Raw genomic sequence first — 420 nt, 5'->3', positions numbered from 1 at the left:
TAAAAACCCGCTTATTTTTTACATCCTCATTTATGAAAGCAATCTTGATATCATCTAAAGGATAACCGTCTAAATATTCGCGTTCACATTTTGCTTCATCTTCTTGTCCAAATGTACGCAAGTTAAAGATTACAATAGGTTCACCATCAGCTTTTGTTTCAATAAACTCACCTAAAGGCGCTAATAAATCTTTTAAAGCTTCATAAGCATTCATCCGAAGAGCGATAAACCCATCCATGATACTTATATCGTAGTTATCTTTTAGATAACCAGGTAAAAAAGACAACTCATAACATTCAGACCAATACTCTAATAAATAGTCTGTATTCATATGGATATCAAGTAGAAACATGCAAGCATCTTGATTAGATGGCAACCTTTGTTGTATTTTTTCAGCGAATGAAAGTATGTGCCACTCAC

The 420-nt window shown here is 33.3% G+C and carries 1 protein-coding gene; it reads right to left on the bottom strand.

The genetic code is table 11. The features are described 5' to 3' along the window. Positions 1 to 420: hypothetical protein (locus CWB66_RS16635; RefSeq protein ID WP_138586234.1), on the bottom strand; the 420-nt coding region annotated here is incomplete at both ends.

The organism is Pseudoalteromonas sp. S558, from assembly GCF_005886635.1.
In the GTDB taxonomy this organism is placed as follows: Bacteria; Pseudomonadota; Gammaproteobacteria; order Enterobacterales; family Alteromonadaceae; genus Pseudoalteromonas; species Pseudoalteromonas aliena.
The sequence above is the reverse complement of the archived record's forward strand: the minus strand, read 5'-3'. Positions and strand labels throughout refer to the sequence as shown.